Below are 21,035 nucleotides of genomic sequence, written 5' to 3'. Positions count from 1 at the left end.
TTATTTGAAGAAATTCCATCGTAAAAAATGATAGAAAAATAATACTGACTGCAATACTAAGCGTATCAATATGAACATTAAGATTTGGGTTGTTTGGCCATAAGTATTGAAAGCCTGTGCCATTTTTACTCATCAGGTAAATTGAAATACCAATGGTATAGATCACATAGTATATGTAATATCGAATGCGTAAAATTAAAAATGATATGAAGTTGTATAAAATAATTAATGCCATAAAACCGTAAAAAACGCCGAGTAAAACGTATTCTTTTAAACTATAAGCATAGAAATATTCCTGGGTTTTAATTACGGGTTCAAATACATTTAATGTTGTTGAATACAGACGCATATATACTTCCGTCGTGTCTTTTAATGTAATTGGCAATTTGAAACAGATGTTTTTATGTTCAAAATCTCTGGTTTGAAAGGGGAGATCTAAACCTGATTTTCTTTCACTGAATGTGCCATTTTTTGTTTTGGTATAGATGTTTATTTCATTGATGTCATAATCATACATTTCAATAATAAAGTCTGTTAGATCTGTCGTATTATTTAATACATAAAAATGCAACCAATATGCAGAATTGATATTTTTATTCGTAAAATCTATCTTGTTATCCGATATTATTTCGAATGGAACATTTGAAATAATATCTTCAATTTTTTTATTTTTTTCCTTGTCTTCATAGTACTCAGCATATTTTCGAACGACAAAATATTCTTGCTTTTGGTCATTAAGAATAATCGTTGCAGGTTTTGAAAAACTATGCGTACAAATGCTAAATAGAAATATACTAACTAGCATACTTGGGGAAAAGAACTTTTTATATACTATTTCTATAATATTAAAATACATGGATTAATTGCGAATATATATCTATATTCAATATGTTGAATCTGCTAAAATACAGGATTTTGGGGAGAATTAGAAACTAAATTTTTTTTAAAAATGACGAATATATGCATATCAATGTTGTTTCCTTAAGCACTGTCTATTGCTATAGTTGGTATTTATGCTTACTCAATGTTATTTTGAATGCATAAAAACTAGGAGGAGTATCAACAATTGCGATCTGTTTGTTGGTGCTCCGCCACAAATTTATTCATTATAATTGATTTCAACTGGGAGAAATACCAACAATAGCTCATTTATGCTATTAGTATGCTTAAAGAAACGACATTGACTTATAATTTATTAAAAGGATTTTCTATTTCTTTAATGTCATCTCGTTTATTTTGTTTGAATATTTTTTTCTATTATTGAATTTTTTTCTGGATTATTTATGTTCATTGTGTTTTTTCCAAAACGATAGTTAATAGATAGTGTCAGAACGCGATTGTCCCATTTGTAATTATCGGTAGCTTTTGTATTTCCAAAAGTGCCTTCTCCTGAATAGTGATATTTCCAAAATACATCCGTTACAGCAAGTTTTACCGAAAGATTATCTTGCATAAATTTCTTTTGAACCCCAGCAGATAATTGCCAAATTTCTCTGTAAAATATTGTTCCGTAATAGTTAGGGGATTCATAATTAAATGACACTTCTGCCGAAATATTTTTAGGTAATTTAAATGTTTGAGTTGCATTTAACATCCATGCAGTTTTGCTAACAGTTGTAGTGCCGTAACCAACATTTCCTGTAAGCGAATTGTTGTATACATATAAATAATTATTCATGGTCCACCAATTACGTACAGTTTTATTTACTGAGAATGATAGACCTAAATTTTGTTGATGATCCATATTGCTTGTCGTATATGCTGTTGTAAGTGATTTGGGATCAATAATCCAAATATCAGAAATTGGTTGTGTGGTGTATGAATAATTAATCGTAGCCAAAAATATTCCATTAAATCTAGATGTGGTTAATTCTCCATTGTGCGTATACTGTGGCAACAAATAGGGGTTTCCTGCATAATAATTATATGGATCACTATAATATACAAATGGGTTTAAATCTTGATAAGAGGGCCGTTTTATTCTTTTTGAATACAGAAATGTATAGGATGTTTTTTTGGATGCTTGATACGAAATTGTAGCACTTGGAAATAGGTTTGTGTAATTTCTTTTAAAAGTACTATCATTGCTTTTTTGATTCCCTTTATTGTTCGTTTGTTCTAAACGGATTCCACCAGAGAGTTTCCATTTAGATATTTCCTTATTAAGAAGTATGTATGCTGCTTTAATATTTTCAGTATATACAAAATTATTTTTTTGAACAAACGTATTAGACACATTGGAATTGGTTTCAATGCTTGTGTATTTTAAACCAGATTCCATTTTAATATGATAGAATAGCGTTTTTGTAAAATCAATTTTACCTCCCCATTGTGATATTTCTGCAGGGATGGATGATTCATATGTTGTTGAGGGGATGGATTTATTTCCTAAGCCGTCGTAGTAGTCGGTTGTAAATATTTGATTAGATGTGCGGGCATTTTTTTTGTATTCTGTTTCAATGAATAATTCTGTACCAATAGTGTCTATTGAATGCTTGTACCCAATACTAGTATTGATATTATAATAAGTACCAGTAGACTTGTCGTTGGTTAAGAAATATGATGATAGATTTCCATTGGGTGCATTTAATCTTGAACTGCTATTTCCTTTGGACACAAAGGATTGTTGTAAAAGTGTTCCATCCCACGTTATTAAACCCTTAGAGCCAACATCATAACTCCCATTCAGCAATAAATTTTGTGTGTTGGAAGGATTTGCATATTCTGTATAGGTATAAAAAGAAGAATCTTGATAGGAGGTGTATGCTCTATTTATAGATGAACGTTGTAAATCTTTTTTAAAACTGTATTGATATCCGCCACTCAAGGTTAAACGTTTCTTTTTATAAGTTGCATTAATTCCAATACGGGATTTAGGATATATACCTTTACCTAAAGAGCCATTGACAGATCCATTTAATCCTTCGTAAGCACCTTTTTTTAATTTAATGTTTATGATACCCGCATTACCTGCTGCATCATATTTTGCGGAAGGGCTTGTAATGATTTCGATTTCTTTAATTTGGTCCGCTGGTAGGGATTTGAGTAATGCACCAACTTGCGCTTCATCCATATATAAGGGCTTTCCATCTAATAAAACAAGCACACCATTTTTTCCTTTTAATGATACAATACCATCTTTGTCTATTGCCGCACCTGGTGATCGTTGCAAAACATCTGCCGCACTTAGGCCCGAGTTTAAAATTCCAGCCTCAACATCAATAATTGTTATTCCAGCCTCTTGACGGATGTTTGAATTTTGTGCTCGTATGACAATCTCTTTTATACTTTCGTTGATGTGAAGCGTTACATCTTCATACAGTGTTGAATTTTGTGTATGTATTGAAAGCGGAGGAGAGGTGTAATCATGATATCCTGATGACACTACTTTAAAATAATAATTACCCAATGATATTGATTCTAAATCAAAATAACCACTCGTGTCTGATACACATCCCATAACAAATGATGAGTCTAAGAGATTAAAGAGAATCACATTAGCAAATTCTACTTTTAATTCATTATCATCTTTTACAAATCCTCGAATGCTAGATTTATTCTGTTGAGCAATAGAAACGTTTGTACCTATTAAGCATAATATTACAGCTACGATACCTGATTTTAACGTATACATAAGATGAAGTGTGAAATACAATATTCGATTCAGTAAATGGATGAATCGAAATCTTAAACAATAGAATTATTTTCAGAAGGGATGAGAGTTTTTTGATTTAGCCTCTCTTTTTAAATAAGTATTTTTGCCTCTTTGCTTTTACCTTTCTTTTCTTTTTTTCTTCGTCCCCACCAAATATAAACACCTGTGATGGGTAGCGTAGCTCCCGTTAAGCTTGCAATAAAAGCGATACATTTTCCTGGAAATCCTAAAATTTCTCCCACATGGATACCATAGTACATACGTTCCATGATATCAACAACTTTAGCGTCTATGTATTTATCTGATTTTTTTATCGAAACATTTTTCAATGAAAATTGGTCAAAGTCATATAAATCGTATTGGAAGCCACCGATTTTTTTTGGAGTAACGAAAAAACCAATTGTAGACCCTAACTCATCTTCATGTGGATAGTCCATATAAATATTTAAGGGGGCTGGATGTTCTGCGATAACCTTCGCCCAGGCCTTGTCTAAGGAATTTGATAAAATGAAATTTGAAGGAATTCGTAATGAATCGGAATGAGGATGCATGCGCTCTGTTTTTGTTTCCCCACCCGAAGCCATAAAGTATAAGGAGTGATTAAACCATTTTAACCCCCATTGCATCCCCGTTAGGGCAATAAGCAATAAAAAAATCATAGCATAAAATCCTAAGATATTATGTAAATCGTAATTTTTCCGTTTCCATTTAGTCGTATCTTTCCACTTAAATGAAAACCGTTGTTTCGCTGCTGATTTATTTTTTGGCCACCATAAAATAATGCCCGATACAAGGAGTAAAACAAATGTGAGTGTTGCATAATTTATTATTTGCCTTCCTACTTTCCATGGAAGCCATAAAAAACGATGTCCATTTAAAATAAATCTAAAGAAATCAAATTCATCTTTTTCATGCTTGACAGTTTGAACAATAGCACCACTATATGGATTTAAGTACAACGAATAGTTATATTCATCTTCATGTGAAATATGTACATGAAGTGCCTTTCCATCTTGATAGTTAAATCCATGAATTTCCTTTTTAGGAAATTCTTTTGCTGTAATAGCATTTACTTGTGAAGGAAGTAAAAAAGATTTGTTTTCTGAAGCAACATTATTCCAAGGCTGAAGTAAATTTGTTATTTCTTCCTGAAATACCCAAATGCAACCTGTAATGCAAACAATAAACATGATACTGCCAGAGATTAACCCTAGCCACAAATGCAACCAACCAATTGCTTTTTTAAAGCTTCTTGTTTGCACATTTTTAGGTGTAGAATGCTTGTCTGTTTTCATAGTAAAATGAGTGGATTGTTTGTTAAATAAAACGATCGATAGAAATAGGAAGAAATATATTTCTATCGATCGTTCTGAATAGAATTATTTTAATACATCAACACGTAATAAGTAATCATAACCTCCAGATATCTCTAAACCTGGCTTTACATCGTTTGTTGTTGGGTTGTATTCCCATATATAATCTTTGCCTGTTTCAGAGTTTACTAGTATATATGCTTTGCCATCTTCTACTGCAATACTTTCTAACCCACCTTCTGTATCGTTTGGTAAATCTGAAAGAATTTTACGTACAGTTCCATCTGCGACATTGATAGCTGCAAACTGTGTGTTGTGAGTTGAAGTTGTAATCGTAGTATTTACATAACGTATAATTGCAATGCCGTTTCCTACATACCACATTGCCTCGCAGGTGTAGCCAATGGAAGAACTATTTGTATTAAAGAAATAAGAATTATCAAACTCTGTTTCACCGCTTTTAATACGGTAGATTGCAGAAGGTGATGTGCCGCCATTGATCCATGTTGGGCTTGTAAGTAAATACGTATCTCCACTTTCGTCAACAAAACTTCCTTGCATCCATAATTTAGATTGGCCTGCACCAACTGAACGATTGTCACTAAGTGTTTTGTTTAACGTGAAGTCTGAGTTAAGAACTGCTACATGGAAATTAGGATCTGAAGGATCGCTCCACTTAGCTGCAGCATAGGTTAATCCTAAAAAGAATTTTCCATTTGAATACTCTGCGCTTCCTGTGTTGTATTTTGATGTACCTGTTGGTAATGGATCTAGAGCTAATTCACCATTAATAATATCCAATGTATTTACATTTACTTTTGAGTATAATACTTTGCTGGCATCTGCATTTAAGCCAAACATTACAAGTGTATTTTTATCTACCCATACAAATGTATTAGTAGAGGCTAAATGTGTTAACTGTACTTCTTTTATTACAATTAGTTTGCTGTTTTCTAATTTAAATTTTGAAAACTTACTAATAGGTTCATTGTAATAATAATAGTATTCTCCACCTGGTATGATACCATAATCCGCTACTCCTGTTACTTCAGATCCATTTCCTTTTAAACTTACGGAGCCTTGAGTAAGCGATTGTGCACTCAATACGTATGGGTTTGTATTTGGATAGCTACCAACCTGAAGCCATATTCCGTATTTGCCAGATGTTACTAATGTTGGTTCATCATTCTTTTTTTTGCAAGATGAAACTCCTGTTGTGAAAATCAATGCCATGAAAGCAAATGATATGCATTTATTTATTTTTTTCATATTTATTTATTTATTTATTTTATTGGAAGTGGTATCTTAATTTAATTGAAAATGAACGTCCTGGTTTTTGCAATCTAAAATTATCATATGCTAAGGCATCTGTTATATTTCTGCATTCTAAAGCGATATTATATTTCCCTTTTTTATAAGAATACGATAGGCTTGTATTGTGAATCATTTGGGAAGGTATTTTATTCTTGGCATCTTTTGCCCCATATGCTTCCCAGGTTAAAAAATACCAATGTACATATTGTATATTCCAGTTTAATTGTAAACGGGAATCTTTGCCAATTAAATTATTTTTTCCAATTCCTAAATCAGCATTCCCAAATACCCATGGCTGATTGGGAATTTTATTGGTATACGTTGCATCAAGCGCTTTTGAATTTAAAACATATTGCGTGTTATTTGTCGCATTTTGATAGCTCGCATTTACTGAAAAATTTAGTAAATCGCTGAAGTTATAACGAACTTCTCCTTCAAGTCCTTTAACAAGAACGTTGCTTGTATTTTCATACTTACTTACATTTATATATGTTGCATAAATAACTTGATAGATAAAGTCTTGTGCATTTCTATAAAATGCGCCACCTTCAATAAAAAAGTTATGTTTACCTATTTTTTTACCATAGTATAAACCTGCGTTGATATTGTTACTTTTTTCAGGTTTTAAATCAGCATTTGCAACGGTAGTATAGCCATTACCAAACAATTCACCGACTTCTTGCAATCTATATGCATGTTCAAATGATGCTTTAATGCCAATATCTTTGGTGAATTTGAAACGTGTTGCGATACCATAGCCATAGTTTGAAATAAAATCTTTTACATCAGAAGTTGTACCATTTGTGTTTATTGCAGATGGCATAGCAGTTCCAAGTCCATAATACTTTCCAAAGTATGTGTTGGTAAGTTTTTTATGAATCAATTGTTGTTGATACGCAATACCTAAAATATGCTTTACTATTAAACCTGGATTATAGTCTTTGTCTGTTTCTAGTTCGTTGTAATTTTGATTTTTAATTCGATCAAAAGTGTAGTTTACATTAAATGAATTGTTGTCGTTTAAAGCATAGCTCAGGTTAATTCTTCCATATATTTTTGGACGGGTAATATGGGTTAGTGCTTTATCTCCGCCTTGTTCAGCATGCCCACTAATTGTTCTACTTCCATCCCAAGCATATCTATATGAGGACGTGTCGTTTAATACGTATGTATCAAAAGTTTTTGAAATAAACGCATTTGCATTAAGTTTTTTTAGTAAAAAACTATCTTTTTTCCAACGCATTGAAGTATTGTAAGCATAACCATTTCTTGTTACACCACCATAAACGATTTCTTGGCGAACACCTGTTTGTATATCTTGGTTTGTTTTTGAATAAGAACCAATAATAAAAAATAGATCTGCCCATTTTTTATTAGTGAACCCTAGTTCCAATTGTCCTAATGCAGATTGATAGTTGTCGTGAAAGCGTTTGAAATCTCTTTTTATATATTCTTGATTGCTTGCATCCCAAACTTCTACTCCTTTCATGAGGTAATTGTTTTTTGAAAAGTTATAGAACATGTTGGTGCGTATAACCAATCCTGTTTTATCAAATGTATATTGCCCACTTAATGCAGCCTTGTGTGTATTAAATGAACCATAACTGTAGCTGGCATCCCAATAGCGTTTAATTTTTTGGTTCGTAATCATGTTTACTGCACCACCCATAGCATCTGCTCCAAGACTAACAGGTACAACTCCTTTATATACATCAATGCGTTCTGCAAGATTCACAGGTATGTTATTTAATGTCATTGTGCCACCCATTACATCCATTGGGATGCCGTCTACAAAATATTTAATGGATTTACCAGACAAGCCATTGATTGAGAAATTATAATCCGATCCTGTTCCACCACTTTCTCTTACTTTTACTCCAGCACTTCTATTTAATACTTGATTCAAATCGGTAGTTGTATTCGCATATTGTTTTGTATCGATGGAGTTTACAGAAAAACCAGATTCTTTTAACTCTTCAACATCCGTTTTAGCTGTTATTACAACTTCATTTTGAGATGTTGTGTCAACCGATAATTTTTTATTAACCAATAAGTTTTCACCCTGTTTTAGATGAATATGAATGGAGTCTTTAGAATAGCCGAAGGAATTAAAAATGAGTATGTAGGAGCCAGGGGTAATATCTGTAATTGAATAGTTTCCATCCACATCGGATTGAGCTCCTTTTTGAGTGTTTTTCAATTCGATAATAACGCCAACCAAGGGACCTTCATTATCGGAACTTACATTTCCATAAATACTTGTATTTGATTGAGAATAAGAGCTTATTGAAGCTATGCAAAAAGTGCTAATTAATAATGTTCTAAGAAAATACATTGTAATTGAAATATGCTGTTATACATTCGGGTATAAAACCCTTTATATAGTAAGTAGCATATCCTACCTAGTAACCGAAGGTTGGTTTACAGAAAATGAAAAATAAATTTTCAAAAAATCCTTTTATTGAACAAAGCGATAATTAGTGCATTTATAATTAGGCGCAAATCTTTTAGTTCATGGGGTCTAGGCGTAAAATAAAATTTGCATTGTCAGTAAGTTTCAGCCCTTTTGTTAAACTGCCTGTATTTGTATTGTACATCCATATATAATTACCTTCTGTGCTGGAGTTAACTGATATATATGCTATATTTTCCTCAATAATTACACATTGTCTTCGTGTACCTTTATCCATTGGAAGATTAAGTTTTTCTACTGTTTGTTTTTGCAAATCAATCACAAAGAATTCATAGTGTGCTACTTTCCAATGTTCATTCCAATCTTTGTATAAATCTTTTCGTTCACTTCGTATGAGTGCTTTATTTTTTCCCAAATAATACATACTGTAGGCATGGTTATTTATGGAGGAGGTTGAAATATTGAACATATAAAGACTGTCAAGTATTTCGCTGTCATTTTTAATTCTGAAAATAGCTGTTGGTTTTTCAACCTTATTCCCCAATGCGACTCCAGGGCACGTTAAATAATAAAAATCACCGGATTCGGTTTTAAAAGAGGCGGGTTCAATTAAATTCTGACTTCCCGGATATACTGAGCGCGTATCTTTAATGGTGTTTAATACCTGCATGGTGGCATAGTTCAATACTGAAACATAAACGGTGTCACCCGTGACGTAGCTTTCAGCTGTTGTAGTATGGTAGGTATACCCAATGTATAGTTTGTCTTTTTTTAAATTCGAAAAGCCAATTGAAATAGAATTGTATGCGTTAAAAGGTTTTTGAATAGATAGTGTGCCTTGATTAAGCATACATGTATGCACATTGATCTTCGCGTATTTAACAAGGGTATCTTCTCTGTCAATACCTAATAAGAGTAAGGTATCATTTCCAATCCAGCTATAATTGTTTTCATAAAAATTAGGAAGACTAACGGAGTCGATTTTTTGAAAGGTTTTGCCAGCAGTTAATGCATATTTGAAAAATATTCCATTTTTTTTATTTAGATAATAATAATAACCATCTTTTATAATGAGATCGCGTCCTATCTCTTTTGGATTAAGTAGAATGCCATCTTTTACTGGATTGATAACTCCATTTTGTAGAGAATTTGTTTGAATTAAGTACTCATTTGCATCTTGAGTCATTATTAGTAAACTGTAATTCTTAGTTGGATTTCTTGAAATATCCGTACAATTTGTAAAGGCGAATAGAAGTGTTGAAAAAAAGAAAAGATATTTAAGAGCGTTGATTTTATGAATCATTATAAAATAATTATTAAATACGTTACGTCGAAATATATGTAATTATATATTGAATTGTTTCGATATTTCTTTATGAAGAATGGGGGGTAAGTTTGAAATATTTCGTTCATCTACAATAATTAATTCATTTTTATTTTTAAAATGATAATTAACAGCTATATATGTTTGTCCTTTTTTAAAATGAATCGTTTCACTCGTATCTAAAGGGGGCGCACAAGTTCCATTAAGAGTAAGTATTACATCTTGTTTTGGGTGGATGAGAATTGCTCCACAAAACTCAATCGTTTTGTTTTGCGTCGGGTTTGAAGCAGAAACATTTGCTTTGCTTTTTTGACCCAATGTTATGTTTAATGATTCCGTTTGAATTATTTTATTTGATTCGATTTTAACAAAATTGTTATTCGGAAGTTTTTTTTGAGAATCTGAATTCCATAGAAATAAACACGTTACAAGGCCAATTGCTGTAGCTGCTACGCCAATGAATGAAGGGGATAGTAAATAATTGAAAATATGGTGAGTAGAAAGCTCTTTTTGTTTCTGCGGAAATATTTCAGAAATGTTACTCCATATTTCTCTTTTATTTTCTAAAGTGAAATGTGCGGATTCTGTATCTATTTCAGCATCTAGTATGTCGTTCATAAGCCATTCTTCTACAGCTTTTCGTTCTGCTGTGGAACAAAGATCTAGGTGATATTTTTCAATAAGCCTTTTTGTGACTTCCATACGAATGCGTTTGACAAGCCCCAATTTAGGCTTTTTTTATTAAAGTAGTATAACTAGGCTTGATACCGTAGGTCGGAAAAAAAATAAAAATGACAAATTAAGAACGATATTCTTGAAGGTTTTCCCTTAAAAAACGGAGTGCTTTTGTTATATGTTGTTCTACCGCTCTTTCTGATATTAATAATCTAGAAGAAATTTCTTTATTGGTTAAGGCATCTGTACGGCTCATATTATATACGTTTCTGCATTGGCACGGTAGACGGTCAACAAGTAAACCCACCTTTTCTGTTAGATTTTCATACAAGATTTCATTTTCTGTACAATTTGATACGGAACAATAATCTTCAAGCGCACAAGCTAAATGCTTTTTTTGTGTTGTTTTATTTCGAATGTATTCAAATACTTTAAATTTTGCGGATCGCACTAAATAATTTTCTACTGAGGTTTTGATTTCGAGTTCATCTTTTCTTTCCCACAGTGATTTAAATATGTCCTGAACCATTTCTTGTGCAACTTCCCGCTCTTTGATTGTATTGTAACATGTTGCATAAACCTTAGACCAATACGTATTATATATATCCTCAAAGGATTTTACATCCGAAAAGGTTGGTAAAATAGGCTTTGGAGTTGTATATAGGTCTTGTTTTTTCAACGTTGTAGAATTCGTGATCCCTACTGCTTTATATTCAAATGGAAGTTCAAAACTACAACTATTTAGACTAATTAAAAATAAAATACCTCTATAAGATTTATTCAAGATGTATTTTATTGAAAATCAGGTGTGGAATGTATATTAAAATTATGTTAAATCTGTGTTTTTATACAAAGTCTAAATAATTGCTTTTTAGCAATGGTTGGTGATTTCTAGTATTTGAAGAATTCCAATAGGTTGATTGGTATGGCCGCTCAATTTTTACTGGAGTGATTAAGAGAGATTTTTAGTAGTTCTTAATCATTTGTTGAGTCAACATTATGATTATTTAGCCTAATTAAAAATAGTTGTAAGGTCAGCCTTAATGATGGGTAATTGTTAAATACTAATGTTTTAATTTTTTAATATGGAATAATTTAAGTGTAAAAATAATGTGATTTTGATGTTTAAATACCAAAATTACAGTAAGGTATTGGCTGTCTCGTTGATCTACATTTGATCTGGTTCCTTCAGATTTTGTAAAAAGAATGACTTGAGCATAGTGTGTTCATTCGGAACCCTAATTTTTCTAACTGCTCATTTATGCGTATTTTTAATGCTATGAAAGTTGTTGAAATTAAAGATAAGGCTCAGAAAAAAGCTTTTTTAGAATTACCTGTAGGACTATATAAAAGCGAAAAAAATTGGATTCGCCCTTTGGATACAGATATAGAAGGTATTTTCGATAAAGAAGTAAATAAATATTTCCGTCATGGAGAAGCAATACGGTGGTTATTATACAGCGATGATAATAAAGTAATTGGACGCATTGCGGCATTTATCGATAATAAAACAGCAAAATCCTCTGAATACAAAACAGGAGGCTGTGGATTTTTTGAATGCATCGACGACCAAGCGGCAGCAAACTTTTTGTTTGATACAGCAAAGTCCTGGCTTATGGAACGTGGTATGGAAGCCATGGAGGGCCCGATTAATTTTGGCGAACGCTTAAATTGGTGGGGTTTGTTAGTTGAGGGTTTCTATGAGCCTGTCTACGGAATGCCGTATCATTTGGCTTATTACAAACCTTTATTTGAGAATTACGGCTTTAAAGAATACTACCAACAATACACCTTTCATCGTTTTGTAAAAGGAGATCTGCCTCCGATTTATCAAGAGAAAGCCGATCGCTTAGCACGTGATCCTGCGTATTTATTTAAGCACATGGAAAAAAATAGGCTTGAAAAATACGCCGAAGATTTCAGGACGGTTTATAATAAAGCATGGACAAAACATGCGGGTGTGCGTGAAATGCCTAAGGCACAAGCAATGGCCATGATGAATCAGTTAAAGCCTATTTTGGATGAAGAAATTGTTTGGTTTGCCTATTATAATGAGGAGCCGATAGGTTTCTTCATCATGATTCCGGAATTGAATCAAATTTTCAAACACTTAAATGGAAAGCTAAAAGGTAAGTGGGATATTATTGCGAAGCTTAAATTTTTGTACCACAAACACACAGGCACATGTAAAAAGATGTTTGGTGTTGTATTTGGTGTAGTGCCCGAATTTCAAGGGAGAGGATTAGAAGGCGCTATCGTTAAAGCTGCTTCTTTAGTAGTACAGCCAATGACGCGCTACACTGAATTTGAAATGAATTGGGTTGGCAATTTTAATCCAAAGATGATTAAAGTGGCGGAAGCAGTGGGAGGTAAAGTTCGAAAAATACACATTACGTATAAATACATCTTTGATCAAACAAAACCGTTTTATCCAATGAAGGTGATTGAATAAGGTGTTGGATTTAAATTTTAATTGCAAAAGTGGAGTCTTAAATGAATGCGCATTTGATTAATTTATGGTGTTAATTATGAAAATGTTTTTTTGTATCCTGTTTTTTGCACCCTACTATACTACTGTGGCTCAAACTAAGGACACTACTGTTGCAATTCCCAGTTTTGAAATGTGGGGATGGTACAGAAAACTATATTGTTCTGCAGGTATGGGAATTGGACTTGAAAATGCCATCACACAAAATGATATTATTACAAAATATGAATTGGGTATTTCTTATAAAAAAACAGGGTGTTGTCCAATAACATATGAGCCTATGACATACTTATTATGGTTAGATACAAAGCTAGGCGAAATCTATAAAATTGGAGCTTCTTACAATTTTGTTTTAAGAACGAATATACCTCATAAAACTACGGATAGATTTAAATGGTCTAAATATTATTTGGAGCATTTCTCTTTTGAAACAGGATTTGGTTTTAAGAAAGCAGAAGTAAATTATTATCCAATGTTGCGATTATCTCCAAGATTCAAATACACATTATTTAACTTTTCAGAATTAGGATCCTATTTAAATATTTATCCATTTTATTCATTCGACATAAACTATAATTCTAAAATTAGAATTGATAATTCCATTGGAATCAAATTGATTTGGCAAATTGGTTTTTGATCTTAGATTTAATTTAGAATAATAATAGCAAACATATTTTTATGTCCAATAATAAATCAGTCGCTCTCGGTTTTATATTTGTCACATTACTTATCGATATCATAGGGATTGGAATTATTATTCCTGTAATACCTGATTTGATAAGAGATTTAACAGGCGAAGGAATAAGTGAAGCAGCCAAATACAGTGGTTGGTTAATGTTTGCGTATGCCATCATGCAATTTTGTTTTTCTCCAATTTTGGGTGGCTTGAGTGATAAATACGGAAGACGTCCAATTCTATTATTTTCATTATTTGGTTTAGGTTTTGATTATTTATTCTCAGCTTTTGCTCCAACAATTACATGGTTATTTATTGGCCGTATTCTGGCGGGTATTAGTGGTGCAAGTTTTACAACAGCTACGGCATATATTGCAGATATCAGCACACCCGAAAATCGAACACAAAATTTTGGTTTGGTTGGGGTAGCATTTGGTGTTGGATTTATTATCGGTCCTGTTATAGGCGGACTGGCTGGCGGTTGGTGGGGGCCACGTGCACCCTTTATGGTAGCTGCAGGCTTTACTTTATTGAATGTGCTATATGGTTATTTCTTTGTGCCTGAATCTTTACCCAAAGAAAACAGAAGAGCTTTTGAATGGAAGCGTGCAAACCCAATAGGCTCTTTGCTCCATTTAAAAAAATATCCTGTTGTATCCGGTCTAGTGGTATCTATGTTTTTATATTTTATAGCTTCTCATGCAGTACAATCCAACTGGACTTTTTTTACAGAATATACATTTGGTTGGAATAGCGAAAAGGTTGGTTATTCCTTAGGCTTTGTAGGCTTATTGGTTGCTATCGTACAAGGTGGCTTGATTCGAATCATCATTCCAAAGATTGGGCAAAAGTGGGCACTTTACATTGGCCTATGTTTAAATGCATTTGGCATGTTTTTATTTGGATTTGCGAATCAAGGTTGGATGATGTTTGCGATTTTAATTCCCTATGCCTTGGGAGGTATTGCGGGTCCGTCCTTACAAGGCATCACATCCTCACAAGTTCCCGCAAACGAGCAAGGAGAATTGCAAGGCGCCTTAACTTCTTTAATGAGTGTAACAGCTATTATTGGTCCGCTGTTGATGAATAACTTGTTCTCTTATTTTACGGGAATCAATGCGCCGATAAAATTGCCTGGCGCGCCATTCTTTGCTGCATTCTTAATGGTTTCAGTCGCTGTTTATTTGTGTGTAAGAACATTAAGAAAGTATGAGGGCGGAGATTTTAGAGGTTTATGAGCATGATTAAACTTTAAAATGAAAAAATGTTGCCTCAATAATGGAATGAAAAATAATTAAAATATATAAATTACGCTTAATCACTCTCTTCATTTTAATAAATATAATTTATGATGTATTTAACTTTTAAAAAAGGACTTATAATTGCCTTGGTATTTTTAATGTCTAATATAATACTTTCTGCACAAACCATTGTATATGTAAATGCTGCTGCAACTGGAGCTAACACGGGTTTGTCATGGAGTGATGCATATACGGAACTAGTTGATGCTGTTGCTGCTGCACCTACAGATGCGGAAATATGGATTGCACAAACTACGACTGAAGGTTATGCAGTAACCAAGAGTTCTAATCGCTCGGAATCTATTTTTCTATCCAAACCGTTAACATTTGTAGGTGGTTTTATGGGTACAGAAACAACGAAGGAAGAACGTGTAGATGGCCAACATACGATTATTTCAGGAGAACTTGGCAATAACATAGACCTTACAGATAATTCAAATATTGCGTTTCAAATTAAAAACACGGCAGTTGTTTTTCAAGGAATACTATTTAGAAAATTTTATTCTAAGTATGCAGAAAATGGAAATAGTGAGTATGGAGCAATTGTAGCGGATACAAATGCAATTGTTACTATTAGTGAATGCTCTTTTATTCAGAACGAGGGGAATCCCAATGGGGCTTGTATAAGTGCATTTAAAGGCTCTGAAGTAATTATAGACCAATCTAGTTTTGTTGACAATACAAAATTAACAAATGGTTCGATTATAGGTAGAAAAGATGGGGCTGTTATTCGAATTACGGATGCAAATTTTTCTAACAATGGAGGTTTAAATGCAAGTTATATTTTTTATTGTTCTTCTAATGTAGCTGTAAACAATGCGCTACAAGATAAACTATTACTTGATTTAAATAGAGTTGGATTTAATAACAATCAAATGCCTATTAGCTATTCGTATGAGGGGTCGGCGAACTTTTCTAATTGTTCATTTAATCTTAGTAAAACTACCCAGTCCTATTTTAATTATACAGGTGATAGTGCAACGTTTCAAATGGATAATTGTTTGATTGATGGAGCTTATGAAACAGGTTTATTTGGTATTTACGGCATGAAGAATTTTGTCTTAACAAATTCACAGATTTTCAACCCTGCATTATCACAGTATGGGCTTTTTGAATTAAGCGTTTCTAAATCGGTTGCAATATCAAAAACGTCAATAACAAATGTTAGAGGTTCTATTCCGATAAATATTTATTCTCCAAAAGGTGATGTAAATTTTAATGATGTTACTATTTCTGATGGTGACGTTTCAAGTTATATCTTACATATAAATGCAAATAAATTAACTTGTGCAAATTTAAAATTAATAAATAATAAAGCAGGTGTTGGTAACTATTACAGTTGCAGAAAAGCAAACTTTAGTAATTGTCTAATTAGTGGTTTTGAAGGAGGAGACGTGTTGAGTTGTAATTACACACCTGCAGTAACTTTTGATAATTGTGTTATAAATGGTATAAATCAAAGAGAGTGTTTATTTCAAATAGATTCTATTTTATCGGTTACGAATTGCAATATATCAGGTATATCCAAGACAATAAATAATCCAGGAAGGGCTATGATATTTAGTATTTGGAACGGGCAGTCATTGTTTGCTGCAAATAATATAATTGATAATATATCTACTTCTGGGAATTTAGTAGATAATGCGGGTGATATGTTTATAGGTAATTGTGAATTTAAAAATTTAACAATTACCAATTTGAAAAGCGTATTCAACAACAGTGGTAAATTATGGGTATATAATTCCAATATCAATTCTAATTATAACATTCCATTTTTAAATGATACATCCTATTATGGGAAGATAAACATTGATTTTAGATTAATAAATAGTATTGTTTATACCCAGCAAGATACTGTTATTAAAAATATGATTATGAACGGGAATACTCCATTTAGCATTTCAAATAATATTAGCAATAAAAAAATAAGTGGAATGAATTCTGTGAGTGAATGTAATATAGCATATACAGATTTGTATGATGATGCGTACTCTATTATTTATAACAAAGGCTTGACGCCAACGGATGCCATTCAATATCCCTTAGTGGACTTATATGGGAAACCAAGAATTGTTGGAAGTTTTGTTGATATAGGAATTAAAGAATATCAAGTAACGACTGCTGTGCTATCAAAAGATAAGGACCTTAGTTTACGTATTTATCCTAATCCTACAAAACAGTTTATTCATTTTACATCTATAGGTGTGGGTACTTTGTCTATTACAGATTACAATGGAAAGGTTTGTTTTGTAAGTGATGTTACAGCAGGTGAAAATGTATTAGATATAAGTACATTGTCTGCAAGTATATATTTTGTTGGTGTAGTGGTAAATGATATAACAACAGTAAATAAATTAGTTGTTGTGAAATAATAATGAATATTTTGATACGCCTGTTTGATTATTTTTTTTAATCAAACAGGCTTTTTGTTTTTTATACTTGTTTAGGTAACAGTATGTTTACTGTAATAATATTTATTCCAACGTATTTTATTTTATTGTTTTATTCCTATGAAATTTTATTTATCACATCTATTAATATTTGTTTCCATAACATCTGTTTTTGCTCAAAAAAATACAAAAACGGCGCAATGGGAAATGTTGAAATTGTCGGTGCCAAATGTTCGATTTGTACCCCGAGAGCTATTTAAAGTGAATGACACTACCATTTATCTAGGAAGTAAATATTATTTATTTAAACTAAATGCAGATAGTTTACAAGTAAATTTTCAATCCGATGTAGATGAAAATGTGATTCGTTCGGTAGTCGATTTTAATGATTCAACATATATTTCTGTCTATGAAAATTCTATTTTTGTTCGTAAGGGTCAAAATGCATGGAGCGATATGCTTTCACATGAAAAGAGCAAGGTCTATTTTGGTTGGGAAATGATTGAATATAATTCTGAACTTGTTTCATCTGCTTGGCCACGATGGATTTCTACATATAATTTTAAAAATAAAATATGGACATCTTCTACTACATTGGATAAACAAGGAGCGGGTTATATTTCAGACTTTGAAAAAACAAAGACAGATTTGTATGTTTCTATGTATGGAGGCGGTGTGTTTAAAAAAGATCGGCATTCAGATAATTGGATAGATTGCAATAAGAATCTACCAAAGAATTTAAATATTAGAGCAATTCTTTCAATAGAAAATAAAAGAATGTACGCTACAACAGAAGATGGGATTTATTATTCCAAGATGAATGTTATAAAATGGAAGCCTTGTAAACAGACGACAGGGGATGGCATTAAATTTGTAGATATTCGACGTGTTGGAAATTATATATTTGTGACGGGTACTAATGGAGAATTAATGATTGGTTCAAAGAATGGTAAGAAGTGGCAAAATGTAAAAATAGTTGGCAGTGAAGATTATGTATTATATAGTGTAGACGAGCTGAATGGTTGGTTATATATAAGTGCAGATGGACAAGGGAAGAAGCCTTCTGGTGTTTTTAGAATCTCTTTGTATGATTTAAATTTTAAATTAAAAAAAGGAATGGTTGTGTGTTATCAGTAGGGCAAAAGCCTCTTCTTAATAAATGCAAAGTATACATTTATTAAGAAGAGGCTTTGCGGATTTTTATAGCAATAATCTCATCAAACAATAAGCCCATCCATCATTTCAATAATGCGATCTGTTTTATTTGCAAAATCCTGGTCGTGGGTTACAATGAGTAAGGTTTGTTTTTGATCTTTGGTTAATTCTCTAAAAATATCAAATACCATATTGCTGTTTTGTTTATCTAAATTTCCAGTGGGTTCATCACCCATAATAATTAATGGGTCATTTATAAGTGCACGTGCAATAGCAACCCGTTGTTTTTGTCCACCGCTTAATTGATTAGGCATTTTTAACATATGATCTTTCATACCCAAAGTGTTTAAATGTTCCGCGGCTTTGTGCTCAACCTCCTCAGCAGAAAGTTTACCAAGTTTCAAACCCGGTATCATTACATTTTTTAAGATTGAAAATTCATTTAGTAAATAATGAAATTGAAAAACAAATCCAATGTGTTCGTTACGGACGCGCGCTAATTGAATGTCATTTTTCCCTGTCAATAAATTGCCATCTAGATACAATTGGCCTTGATACTCTGTATCCATCGTGGATAGGATGTAAAGTAAGGTAGATTTTCCGCAACCCGATTTACCCATTACAGAAACAAACTCTCCATGTCGAACTTTAAAACTTAAATCCTTGAGGATTTCTATTTTAATTGGATCGTTAAATTCTTTACGAATATTTCGGGCATCTAAAATAAATTCTGACATAATTTATTTTCCTCTAATGATTTCAACGGGATCAATACTACTCGCTTTTCGTGCAGGTAATAATCCAGCTATGTAAGTTGTAGCAATCGCAAAGATAAAGCCTATCATATAGTAAATAGGATTGTAATAGATCGGATAGGTTTTAATGGTTGGTAAGGATGCTGTTTCAAAAGGTATTTGATCAATGATGGAACTTAAGATGTAACCAAATAATAACCCGAATATACCACCCGCAATTCCGATAATTAAAGAAAGGAAAATGAAAATATATTTAACATCTCTACCAGAGAATCCTGTTGCTTTCATAATCGCAATGGAATCCATCTTTTCATAGATCATCATATTTAAGATATTATAAATGCCAAATCCAGCAACGATCAATAATGTAATCCCAACTGTGTAAGAGATGATGCTGCGTATAGAACTCCCTGTTTCAAATTGTGCATTGGCAGTTTGTATGTCTATGGCATCAAGTTCAAATTGTTTCGAATACTCTTTAGCTAGCGCAGGAGCTTGACTTAAATCCTTCAATTTAATATTGATATCTGTAATATAATTATTAGATTCTCCCATCATTTTTTGCGCCGTTTGTATCGACGTATAACTTTGCGCGTTATCTATTTCAAGCAATCCAAATTGTATTAATCCAACAACCTTTAAGGCTGTGATATTACCTTGGGCAGTTGTTACATACATAACGTCGCCAATATCAACCAATAGCTTTTCTGCAACACCTTTGCCTAAAATGATGCTGTTATTGACGATGCCCAAATCTGCAGGGTGTCCTTTGATTATATAATCATTTAAAAAAAACAATTTTTGTTCTGCATCGATATCAATTCCATTAATCAATCCAGGAAAATCTACTTTACCCGAAGAATAGAAAACAGGCGTACTTATTTTAGGGGCAATGCCCAGTACTCTGGAGTCTTGCTTTAAAGCATGCATGACCGATTCGCTATTATAAACTTCTTTTCCTTTATCTTTTGGTTTGATGGATGAGATAAAATTTATAGATTTTTTATATATTTTGGATTGATTGATCGGTTGATTGGTAGATGGTTTTATTTCGTTGTACAAACGAATGTGTGCCGTGCGATTTATTACTAAGCCATCCAACATTTGGTTTAAACCATTCATAAAACTTATAAGTGTTATGAACATAGTAATTCCAAACATGACGCCAACGCCTGCTATTACAGACTGTTTTAATCTAGCGCGTAATAATCCTATGGAAATCTCTAGCAGTAGTTTGTAGTTCATTTGCTTTTTGGTTTGATCAATACATCTTTAACCGTTAAGCCTTCCAAAACTTCAACCTGTGTGTAGTTGCGTAATCCTATTTTAATATGTTTATTTTTATTGTCCTCTAGTATCACCGTTGAGTCGTTTAATAAATATTCAAAAAGAATTAACAATGCATTTTTTTTGTTTTGATTATGATATTCGTTTCAACACTTAGGTTGGGATACAGTAGGGGAGGTTCATTTATAAAGTTTGCGATTACTTTAAAGGTGCGTGACTTCTCATTCATAATTGGATAAATACGCATAATTGACCCTTGAAATACTTCGCCTTTGTAACTATCCATTGT

15 protein-coding genes and 1 pseudogene are annotated in these 21,035 nt (G+C 32.4%); 5 read left to right on the top strand and 11 right to left on the bottom strand.

Annotated elements, in window-relative coordinates; translation table 11 throughout:
- The 8 genes from Q0543_RS03950 to Q0543_RS03915 form a co-directional block, all read right to left on the bottom strand.
- On the bottom strand, window positions 1–805 hold an 805-nt coding region (locus Q0543_RS03950; protein ID WP_299249424.1), incomplete at its 3' end, for a 7TM-DISM domain-containing protein.
- Between the two features lie 426 nt (window positions 806–1,231).
- Window positions 1,232–3,634: a TonB-dependent receptor gene (locus Q0543_RS03945; protein ID WP_299249422.1), complete on the bottom strand. Its 2,403-nt coding sequence runs from the start codon at window positions 3,632–3,634 to the stop codon at window positions 1,232–1,234.
- Between the two features lie 110 nt (window positions 3,635–3,744).
- Window positions 3,745–4,950, bottom strand: coding sequence for a PepSY-associated TM helix domain-containing protein (locus tag Q0543_RS03940; protein WP_299249419.1), 1,206 nt, complete (start codon window positions 4,948–4,950; stop codon window positions 3,745–3,747).
- Window positions 4,951–5,034: 84 nt separating this feature from the next.
- Window positions 5,035–6,237 carry a DUF4374 domain-containing protein gene (locus Q0543_RS03935; RefSeq protein WP_299249416.1) on the bottom strand — a complete coding sequence of 401 codons (1,203 nt, stop codon included), beginning with the start codon at window positions 6,235–6,237 and terminating at the stop codon, window positions 5,035–5,037.
- A gap of 19 nt (window positions 6,238–6,256) precedes the next feature.
- Complete coding sequence (locus tag Q0543_RS03930; RefSeq protein ID WP_299249414.1) at window positions 6,257–8,617, bottom strand: TonB-dependent receptor; 2,361 nt, start codon at window positions 8,615–8,617, stop codon at window positions 6,257–6,259.
- 172 nt (window positions 8,618–8,789) lie between these two features.
- The gene (locus tag Q0543_RS03925) at window positions 8,790–9,881 is read right to left on the bottom strand and encodes a hypothetical protein (RefSeq protein WP_299249411.1); all 1,092 of its coding nucleotides are present in this window, start codon (window positions 9,879–9,881) and stop codon (window positions 8,790–8,792) included.
- Between the two features lie 159 nt (window positions 9,882–10,040).
- Window positions 10,041–10,721 carry a hypothetical protein gene (locus Q0543_RS03920; protein WP_299249409.1) on the bottom strand — a complete coding sequence of 227 codons (681 nt, stop codon included), beginning with the start codon at window positions 10,719–10,721 and terminating at the stop codon, window positions 10,041–10,043.
- Window positions 10,722–10,818: 97 nt separating this feature from the next.
- Window positions 10,819–11,478 (bottom strand): RNA polymerase sigma-70 factor, encoded by a 660-nt coding sequence (locus tag Q0543_RS03915; protein WP_299249406.1) that lies wholly within the window; start codon window positions 11,476–11,478, stop codon window positions 10,819–10,821.
- 495 nt (window positions 11,479–11,973) lie between these two features.
- Here Q0543_RS03915 and Q0543_RS03910 point away from each other — a divergent pair, with 495 nt between their 5' ends.
- From Q0543_RS03910 to Q0543_RS03890, 5 genes are all read left to right on the top strand, one after another.
- The gene (locus Q0543_RS03910; protein WP_299249403.1) at window positions 11,974–13,146 is read left to right on the top strand and encodes a hypothetical protein; all 1,173 of its coding nucleotides are present in this window, start codon (window positions 11,974–11,976) and stop codon (window positions 13,144–13,146) included.
- A gap of 124 nt (window positions 13,147–13,270) precedes the next feature.
- Window positions 13,271–13,819, top strand: a complete 549-nt coding sequence (locus tag Q0543_RS03905; protein WP_299249400.1) for a hypothetical protein — start codon at window positions 13,271–13,273, stop codon at window positions 13,817–13,819.
- A gap of 41 nt (window positions 13,820–13,860) precedes the next feature.
- On the top strand, window positions 13,861–15,096 hold the full coding sequence (locus Q0543_RS03900) for a TCR/Tet family MFS transporter (protein WP_299249397.1): 1,236 nt from the start codon (window positions 13,861–13,863) through the stop codon (window positions 15,094–15,096).
- A 110-nt stretch (window positions 15,097–15,206) separates the two neighbouring features.
- The gene (locus tag Q0543_RS03895; protein ID WP_299249395.1) at window positions 15,207–17,531 is read left to right on the top strand and encodes a T9SS type A sorting domain-containing protein; all 2,325 of its coding nucleotides are present in this window, start codon (window positions 15,207–15,209) and stop codon (window positions 17,529–17,531) included.
- Between the two features lie 138 nt (window positions 17,532–17,669).
- Window positions 17,670–18,686: a hypothetical protein gene (locus tag Q0543_RS03890; protein ID WP_299249393.1), complete on the top strand. Its 1,017-nt coding sequence runs from the start codon at window positions 17,670–17,672 to the stop codon at window positions 18,684–18,686.
- 80 nt (window positions 18,687–18,766) lie between these two features.
- Here Q0543_RS03890 and Q0543_RS03885 read toward each other — a convergent pair whose 3' ends face one another.
- The 3 genes and pseudogenes from Q0543_RS03885 to Q0543_RS03875 all read right to left on the bottom strand — a co-directional run.
- A complete protein-coding gene (locus Q0543_RS03885) occupies window positions 18,767–19,441 on the bottom strand; it encodes an ABC transporter ATP-binding protein (RefSeq protein WP_299249390.1) in 675 nt (224 codons plus the stop codon).
- 3 nt (window positions 19,442–19,444) lie between these two features.
- Window positions 19,445–20,704, bottom strand: coding sequence for an FtsX-like permease family protein (locus tag Q0543_RS03880; RefSeq protein WP_299249387.1), 1,260 nt, complete (start codon window positions 20,702–20,704; stop codon window positions 19,445–19,447).
- Between the two features lie 148 nt (window positions 20,705–20,852).
- A pseudogene (locus tag Q0543_RS03875) lies at window positions 20,853–21,035 on the bottom strand (RND transporter); the annotation flags it as partial.

This window comes from uncultured Cytophaga sp., assembly GCF_937863595.1.
Lineage (GTDB): Bacteria > Bacteroidota > Bacteroidia > Cytophagales > Cytophagaceae > Cytophaga.
The sequence above is the reverse complement of the archived record's forward strand: the minus strand, read 5'-3'. Positions and strand labels throughout refer to the sequence as shown.

Coding starts and splice junctions, on each gene's coding strand:
- Q0543_RS03910 (WP_299249403.1), top strand. CDS start 11,974: ATGAAAGTTGTTGAAATTAAAGATAAGGCTCAGAAAAAAGCTTTTTTA.
- Q0543_RS03895 (WP_299249395.1), top strand. CDS start 15,207: ATGATGTATTTAACTTTTAAAAAAGGACTTATAATTGCCTTGGTATTT.
- Q0543_RS03920 (WP_299249409.1), bottom strand. CDS start 10,721: ATGGAAGTCACAAAAAGGCTTATTGAAAAATATCACCTAGATCTTTGT.
- Q0543_RS03900 (WP_299249397.1), top strand. CDS start 13,861: ATGTCCAATAATAAATCAGTCGCTCTCGGTTTTATATTTGTCACATTA.
- Q0543_RS03930 (WP_299249414.1), bottom strand. CDS start 8,617: ATGTATTTTCTTAGAACATTATTAATTAGCACTTTTTGCATAGCTTCA.
- Q0543_RS03885 (WP_299249390.1), bottom strand. CDS start 19,441: ATGTCAGAATTTATTTTAGATGCCCGAAATATTCGTAAAGAATTTAAC.
- Q0543_RS03945 (WP_299249422.1), bottom strand. CDS start 3,634: ATGTATACGTTAAAATCAGGTATCGTAGCTGTAATATTATGCTTAATA.
- Q0543_RS03935 (WP_299249416.1), bottom strand. CDS start 6,237: ATGAAAAAAATAAATAAATGCATATCATTTGCTTTCATGGCATTGATT.
- Q0543_RS03940 (WP_299249419.1), bottom strand. CDS start 4,950: ATGAAAACAGACAAGCATTCTACACCTAAAAATGTGCAAACAAGAAGC.
- Q0543_RS03890 (WP_299249393.1), top strand. CDS start 17,670: ATGAAATTTTATTTATCACATCTATTAATATTTGTTTCCATAACATCT.
- Q0543_RS03880 (WP_299249387.1), bottom strand. CDS start 20,704: ATGAACTACAAACTACTGCTAGAGATTTCCATAGGATTATTACGCGCT.
- Q0543_RS03925 (WP_299249411.1), bottom strand. CDS start 9,881: ATGACTCAAGATGCAAATGAGTACTTAATTCAAACAAATTCTCTACAA.